This is a genomic window from Streptomyces sp. PU-14G (assembly GCF_041028275.1).
Classification (GTDB): Bacteria; Actinomycetota; Actinomycetes; order Streptomycetales; family Streptomycetaceae; genus Streptomyces.
Genome location: NZ_JASKYT010000016.1, coordinates 34587 through 42108 on the forward strand (window position 1 = coordinate 34587; position 7522 = coordinate 42108).

Here is a 7522-nt window from a genome sequence, read left to right on the forward strand (position 1 = left end):
CTAACGCTCCTGCTGATAGGTGGGGCCTGCGCCGTGGGTGTCCGTACCGGCCTGTCGGCCCTGCTGGACGCCACGGCGGAGATTGGTCAGCCGACCACGCACGTCGTTGGGCGCGCGGGAGACCTGTGGACCGGACTGTGCGGCGGACTGCTGCTGTGCGGTGCCCGCCACCAGATTGGCGCGGGGCACGCGGCGCGGCAGACCCGAGGTCGTGACACCGCCGGCGGCGGGCTCACGCAGCTGCTCGGCACGCCGCCAGCGTTCGTCGTTGGGTGAGGCGCCCCAGTGGCCGGCGTCGGGCGCCGCGCCATGGGGGACGGCCTGGTCGCCCTCCGCGACCGCCCCGTCGCTCCCGGCGGGAGCGCCCGGGGTGGGACGGCGCTGCGGCAGCGGCGGCACCGCCGCGGCGGGCTGCCCCGGGCGGGGAGCGGACACGGGAGCAGGCTGCTGCCCGTTGCCCTGCATGCCGCTGCCGTCGTCGGCCGAGCCTGGACGGCCCTCGTGCGGCGGTGCCTGCGGGGCGGGCTCGCCCCCGCCACGGAACCAGTTGGACTCCATGGAGGCGAAGATCGGAGTCGGCGCGTCCTGCGGGGCCGGGGGCCCCGAGGGTATGCCGTCGGGGAAGCCGGTACCGGGCTGCTGCGGGCGCGCGTGCTCGCCGGTGCCCTCGGGCTCGTCGTGGCCACGCGGGGTGTCGGCGTCCTGCGGCCCCTGCTCGGGCCTCGCCCAGCTCGGGCGGTTCTGCGACGCGTCCGCATTGTCCGCCGCCTGCGGGCGGGCGAACTGGCCCGTGTGAGCCGGTCCGTCGGGCCCGCCAGGACGGGCGTACTCGCCGGTGTCCGCGGGGGAAGACGCCTGCGGGTACTCGCCCGTGTCCGCCGGACCACCCGGCTGCCCCGGCAGCGCGAACTGACCGGTGTCCGTGGGGCCCGACTGCTGCGGGAACTGGCCCGTGTCCGTGGGGCCCGACTGCTGCGCGAACTGACCGGTGTCCGTGGGGCCCGACTGCTGCGCGAACTGACCGGTGTCCGTGGGGCCGGACTGCTGCGGGAACTGGCCCGTGGAGTGGGGGCCGCCCGGCTGGGGGCCGCCCGGCTGGGCGAACTGGCCGGTGCCGAGGGGACCGTCCGGCGCGATCCGCGGAAACTCGCTCGTGCTGCCGGGACCCTCCGAGGGAGAACCCGGCTGCGGGAACCCGCCGGTGTCCCCGGGACCGGCCGGCCCCTGCGGCAGCGCGAACTGGCCCGTCCCCTGGGACGCGCCCGGCTGCGGGAACCCGCCTGTCGACTCGGGGCCGCCCGGCTGGGCGCCGCCCGGCTGGGCGCCGCCCGGCTGGGCGAACTGGCCGGTGTCGAGAGGACCGTCCGGCGCGATCCGCGGGATCTCACTCGTGCTGCCGGGACCCTCCGAGGGAGAGCCCGGCTGCGGGAACTGGCCCGTCCGGCCTGCGTCGTCCGCGGTGATGCGCGGGAACTGGCTCGTGCTGTCAGGGCCGCCCTCGTCCGGCGCCTGCGCGGGGCCGCCCGGCTGCGGGAACTGGCCCGTGCCGAGAGGGCCGTCCGGCGCGATCCGCGGGATCTCACTCGTGCTGCCAGGACCCTCCGAGGGAGAGCCCGGCTGCGGGAACCCGCCGGTGTCCCCGGGGCCGGTCGACCGCTGTGGCAGCGCGAACTGGCCCGTGCCGTCCTGCTGCGCGGGCCGGCCGCTGTCCTCCGTACCGCCGGGGAGCTGCGCGGCGGGGCCACCGCGGGTGGGCAGCGGCGGTTGGGCCCCGCTGCCGGAGCCGCTCGGGCCCGCGGGGGCGTCGCCCGGGCGGGCCGGGCTCGGCGGGGCTCCGAAGAAGTTCACGGCGCTGCCGCTCGAGGCACCCTGCGCGCCACCGCCTCCCGGCAGTGCCGGACGCGACCCGCCTCCGTTCTGGCCGCCGCGCGTGGGCAGAGCACCCAGCCGCGAAGCACCGGGGCCCACGGAGCCGGCACCCGCACCGGGGCCTGCGCCGGCGCCCGCGGACGGCGCCCCGGGCGCGTTGCCCTGCGGGCCGCGCTGGAGGGCGGCAGCGAGGTTGCCGCCCTTGCTGCCGCCGCGCTGCTGCGCGGGCGGCGGACCGCTTTGGCCGCCGGGCGCGCCGGGGCGGCCCTTGGCGCCCTGGGCGACGTCGACGGGGAGCATGACCAGCGCCGTCGTGCCGCCGGAGTCGGAGGGGCGCAGCTGAATGCGGATGCCGTGCCGCAGGGAGAGGCGGCCGACCACGAACAGGCCCATGCGGCGGGAGACGGACACGTCCACCGTCGGCGGGTTGGCCAGCCGCTCGTTGATCGCGGACAGGTCCTCGGGGGACAGCCCGATACCGGTGTCGTGGATCTCGATGAGGACCCGGCCGTCGGGCAGCGCGTGCCCGGTGACCTTGACCTTGGTCTGCGGCGAGGAGAACGAGGTGGCGTTCTCCAGCAGCTCGGCGAGCAGGTGGACGAGGTCGTTGACGACGCGGCCCGCGACCTCGGTCGCCGGAACGGAGTTGAGCTCGATGCGCTCGTACTGCTCCACCTCGGAGGCGGCGGCACGCAGCACGTCGACCAGCGGGACCGGGCGGGTCCAGCGCCTGCCGGGCTCCTCACCGGCGAGAACCAGCAGGTTCTCGCCGTTGCGGCGCATGCGGGTGGCAAGGTGGTCGAGCTTGAAGAGGGAGGAGAGCTGGTCGGGGTCGGCCTCGCGGGACTCCAGTTCGGAGATGAGCGAGAGCTGGCGCTGGATCAGACCCTGGCTGCGGCGCGAGAGGTTGGTGAACATCGCGTTGACGTTCCCCCGCAGCAGCGCCTGCTCGCCGGCGAGGCGGACGGCCTCGCGGTGGACGTCGTCGAACGCCGAGGCCACCTTGCCGATCTCGTCCCGGCTGTGCACGCCGACGGACTCGACGGAGGTGTCGACGTCCTGCGGCTCGGCCTCGGACATCTGCTTGACCAGCTCGGGCAGCCGCTTGCGTGCGACGTCCTGCGCGGTGTCCTGGAGGCGGCGCAGCGAGCGGACCATGGAGCGGGCGACGACGAACGCGCCGACCAGCGAGATGCCCAGCACGAGCAGGATGAGCGCACCGCTGATCAGCGCCTCGCGCTGCGCCTCGGAGCGCAGCTCGCGGGCCTGCTGCTCCATCTTCTCCAGCAGGGTGTGCTCGATCTTGCGCATCGCCTGGATCTTGGACTCGTCCTGGTCCATCCAGTCGACGTAGGTGCGGCGCTGCTTCTTGATCGCGTCGGGGCTGTGCAGCATCCGGTCGCGGTACTTGTTCGCCATGACGACGTTGACGTCGCTGCCGCCGAGCGGCTTGAGGAGTTCGTCGGTCTCGCCCGCGCCGTAGATCTGGCCGAAGCTGTCGAGCTCGGCGCCCTCACTGTCGGTGGCGGTCCTGGCGAACAGCCGGTCGCTCTCGGAGAGCTTGGGGGTGGGCTGGTGGGCCAGGCCCGCGGAGATGATGGCCCGCTGGATGGAGGCGTACTCCTTGGCGCTGGAGAACGCGGCCAGGGCGCGGGTGCTGTTGATCATCTCCGAGTTGCTCGTCGCCTGCGCCATGTCCTGCGAGAGGGAGAGCAGGGACTCGATGAGCTGGTTGTAGGAGTTGACCGTCTGGGAGACGTACTCCGGGTTCTCGTAGGCGCGCTCGCGGATCGTGTTGATCGCGGTGAGCTGGCGGGTGATGTCCAGGACGGTGGACTGGACGCCCGCCATCACCTTGTCGCTGCCGTCGATGTCGCCGGTGGTTTCCTTGAAGGACTGGAAGGCCTTGTCGGTGTCCTCGCGGGCGCCGACGACGACGTCGTCCTTCTGGTTCCCCGTGCTGACCAGGGGGCCCGCCGAGCGGTCGCGCTCCTCCTGGAGGGCGGCGGCGAGCTCGGTCGCCTGCTCCGTCATCTCGGTGAGGCGCTTCATGTTGTCGAGCTGGTCGACGTTCTGCAGCGAGTCGGAGATGCGCAGGCCACCGAGCGTGGTGGCCGCGATGACGGGGAGGGCGAGCAGGGAGACGAGGCGCGTGCTGATGTGCCAGTTGCGCAGCGCCATGCGCGAGCCCGGGTCGGGGGCAGGGGAAGCCGAAGAAGCCGAAGAACCCGAAGAAGAGGCCGAGGCGGCGCTCTTGCCGCTCTCGTTCTTCGCGGCCTTGCCCGTCTTCCCGGGCTTCCCGGCCTTGCCGGCCTTCGCCGCGGCGCCCTTCTCGCCGCTCACCTGCTGACCGGAGGGCGCGCCCTGACCTTGGGGCCCGCCCTCCTGGGCGCGCTGGGGCTGGGACCCGCGGTCGGCCGAGCCGCGCGCCTCCGGGGCTCCCTCAGCGCTGCCATCCCTCTTGAAACGTCCCTGCACTAGCGTCGCAACCTCTGGACCAGGCGTCCCCCCGTCGCGACGGCGGGACGGTATCGAGTCGTGGGGGTCCCAGGCCCCCATGGCGGTCGTGATGACCGGCGCGTCCCCTCAGCACCGTCGCGCGGCGCCGCTTCTGCGTCCGACGCGCGCCGGTCATGTTTCGTCCTGCGGCGGTCCGTGGAATTCCAGCACAGTGCCGGATCTCCAACAAGGGCTGTGGATAACCCCTGGCGATCAGTAACGCTTCGCACCCGGTGCCTCACGGTGTGTAGAAAGGGTGAAGCGGAATGCCGGACTTCTCCCGATCGAACATCCGCTCCACACCACCCGCCCACCATGACTGCAAGATCAACACTGTGCGCGGATTGCCCCGTTGGCCCGCTCTGCCCGATTGGACCGCCGGGTCGACGATTCCTTATGTCGCTTTTGGTAAGTCTCTCGTGAGAAAACTCACATGGCGAGCGTTGCCTAGGTCACGTTCTGGTGGGGAATAGCGGGCCTACTCTCGGCGTTGACAACTCACATCGAAATGACAAGCCGAGCGAGGTAAGGGCATCCAGTGAAGTCCACACTGACCATGGGGAAGATAGCCAACCCGCGGCGCACCACCCTGGCGCACCTCAAGGACGCCGACGAGCTGACGGCCCAGGCGGTGGAGGCCGACGCCGCACAGGGCGCAGCGCAGGACGCGGAGGACGCGCTCCCCAGCAGGACCGCCAACCCCCGCCGGACCACGCTGGTGGACGCGCCGGCGAGCTGATCACAGCACACCCGCCGCACACACCGAGGCGCGTGCCGGAACCCTGTCCCCGGGGTTCCCGCACGCGCCTCGGTCGTTCTCAGGCCCGCGGCCGGCGCGCCGTCGTCCGCGCGCCCGCGCCCGTCGCACCGGCGCTCCGTCCTCCGCGCGCCCGTGCCCGTTGTCTCCGGACCCTCAGCCCTGCCAGCTGTGCGGCGCGCGGAAGCCGTGCTGACGCTCCAGACGGCGCCACCCCGCCTTCGTCGGGCGCCCGCGGCGCGCGGGCGCCTGCGTCTGCCCGGCCCGCGTCGTGGCGGCGGCACGGGCCAGCAGCAGCGCGGTGACCGCTGCCAGCTCCTCCGCGTTGGCCTGGCCCTTCTCCACGCGCACGACGTCGTCGGCCGCGCCGCTCGTCAGGCCGGTACTCGCGGACTCCTTGGGGGTCTCGTTCATCTGCGCTCCCCTTACTGCGGTGGGTTGCCGTGTTACTGCGGTGGGTTGCCGTGCTTGCGGGACGGCAGGTCGGCGTGCTTGCTTCGGAGCATCGCGAGGGACCTGATGAGCACCTCGCGGGTCTCGGCCGGGTCGATGACGTCGTCCACCAGGCCGCGCTCGGCGGCGTAGTAGGGGTGCATCAGCTCGGCCTTGTACTCCTTGACCATGCGGGCCCGCATGGCCTCGGGGTCGTCGGCGGCGGCGATCTGGCGGCGGAAGACCACGTTGGCGGCGCCCTCGGCGCCCATCACCGCGATCTCGTTGGTCGGCCAGGCGTAGGTCAGGTCGGCGCCCACGGACTGGCTGTCCATGACGATGTACGCACCGCCGTAGGCCTTGCGCAGGACGACGGAGATGCGGGGCACGGTCGCGTTGCAGTACGCGTACAGCAGCTTGGCGCCGTGCCGGATGATGCCGCCGTGCTCCTGGTCCACGCCCGGGAGGAAGCCGGGCACGTCCAGCAGCGTCAGGATCGGGATGTTGAAGGCGTCGCACATCTGCACGAAGCGGGCGGCCTTCTCGCTGGCCTCGATGTCCAGCACCCCGGCCAGCGACTGCGGCTGGTTGGCGACGATGCCGACGACCTCGCCGTCCATCCGCCCCAGCGCGCAGATGATGTTGGTCGCCCACCGCTCGTGCACCTCCAGGAACTCGCCGTCGTCGACGAGCTCCTCGATGACCTTGCGCATGTCGTACGGGCGGTTGCCGTCGGCGGGCACCAGGTCCAGCAGCGCGTCGCCGCGCCGCTCGGCCGGGTCGTCGGTGGGCTCGGACGGCGGGTTCTCGCGGTTGTTCTGCGGCAGCAGGGACAGGAGGTAGCGGACCTCCTCCAGGCAGGTCTCCTCGTCGTCGTAGGCGAAGTGCGCCACGCCGGAGGTCGCCGCGTGCACGTCCGCGCCGCCCAGCCCGTCCTGCGAGACCTGGGCGCCGGTCACCGCCTGGACCACGTCGGGCCCGGTGATGAACATCTGCGAGGTGTCGCGGACCATGAAGACGAAGTCGGTCAGCGCCGGGCTGTAGGCCGCGCCGCCCGCGCACGGGCCGAGCATCACGCTGATCTGCGGGATGACGCCCGAGGCCTTGGTGTTGCGCTGGAAGATGCCGCCGTATCCGGCGAGCGCCGCGACGCCCTCCTGGATACGGGCGCCCGCGCCGTCGTTGAGGGAGACCAGCGGCGCGCCCGCCGCGATGGCCTTGTCCATCAGCTTGTGGATCTTGGTGGCGTGGGCCTCGCCCAGCGCGCCGCCGAAGATTCGGAAGTCGTGTGCGTACACGAACACCGTGCGGCCGTGGACGGTGCCCCAGCCGGTGATCACGCCGTCGGTGTACGGCTTCTTCTCCTCCAGCCCGAAGCCGGTGGCCCGGTGCCGGCGCAGCGGCTCGATCTCGCGGAAGGTGCCCTCGTCCAGCAGCAGGTCGATGCGCTCGCGAGCGGTCAGCTTGCCCTTGGCGTGCTGGGCCTGGGTCGCCTTCTCGCTGGGACCCTGGAACGCCTGGGCACGGATCGCGTGCAGCTCGGCGACACGCCCGCGCGTGTCCTGCGCCGGGGCGGTGCCGGGCGCGGCCTCCTCGGTCCGTGGCGACGGCTGGGACAGATCGGTCATGTATAGACCCTACGAAACCGTGGGCCTCATCACCGTCGTCAGATTCGTACAGTCTCCGCGCCCGATTCATGGCAGCGCTGGACAGAACCCGGGAGGGGGCACGGGGCCAAGCAGGGGAACCTCACATCACCGGTCCCAGTTGCTGTGGGGACTCCACAGCGACCGGGACCGGTGACGGGACCGCGTGCCTCCGCTTCCGTGGCGGACGGTCAGCTTCCATGGCGGACGGTCAGCTTCCGTGGCGGACGGTCAGCGGCAGGTCAGGCCGTGGCTTCCCGGGCCTCCTGGCCCCCCGCCCCGTCGTGCTGGGCTTCCGCGCCACCCCGTGCTTCCCCGG

The 7522-nt window shown here is 72.7% G+C and carries 4 protein-coding genes; 1 reads left to right on the forward strand and 3 read right to left on the reverse strand.

Features of this window, described 5'->3' with window-relative positions:
- The gene (locus AB8Z75_RS03810) at positions 1-4050 is read right to left on the reverse strand and encodes a nitrate- and nitrite sensing domain-containing protein (RefSeq protein WP_369199907.1); all 4050 of its coding nucleotides are present in this window, start codon (positions 4048-4050) and stop codon (positions 1-3) included.
- Positions 4051-4906: 856 nt separating this feature from the next.
- On the opposite strand from AB8Z75_RS03810, the gene AB8Z75_RS03815 reads away from it, so the two are divergent.
- The gene (locus tag AB8Z75_RS03815) at positions 4907-5107 is read left to right on the forward strand and encodes a hypothetical protein (RefSeq protein WP_369199902.1); all 201 of its coding nucleotides are present in this window, start codon (positions 4907-4909) and stop codon (positions 5105-5107) included.
- A 174-nt stretch (positions 5108-5281) separates the two neighbouring features.
- Here AB8Z75_RS03815 and AB8Z75_RS03820 read toward each other — a convergent pair whose 3' ends face one another.
- A complete protein-coding gene (locus AB8Z75_RS03820) occupies positions 5282-5503 on the reverse strand; it encodes an acyl-CoA carboxylase epsilon subunit (RefSeq protein ID WP_369199908.1) in 222 nt (73 codons plus the stop codon).
- A gap of 68 nt (positions 5504-5571) precedes the next feature.
- The gene (locus tag AB8Z75_RS03825; protein ID WP_369199903.1) at positions 5572-7185 is read right to left on the reverse strand and encodes an acyl-CoA carboxylase subunit beta; all 1614 of its coding nucleotides are present in this window, start codon (positions 7183-7185) and stop codon (positions 5572-5574) included.
- Positions 7186-7522: the final 337 nt, after the last annotated feature.

Excerpts from the sequence above, each read along its gene's own strand:
- AB8Z75_RS03810 (WP_369199907.1), bottom strand. The coding sequence starts at position 4,050 with ATGGCGCTGCGCAACTGGCACATCAGCACGCGCCTCGTCTCCCTGCTC.
- AB8Z75_RS03825 (WP_369199903.1), bottom strand. The coding sequence starts at position 7,185 with ATGACCGATCTGTCCCAGCCGTCGCCACGGACCGAGGAGGCCGCGCCC.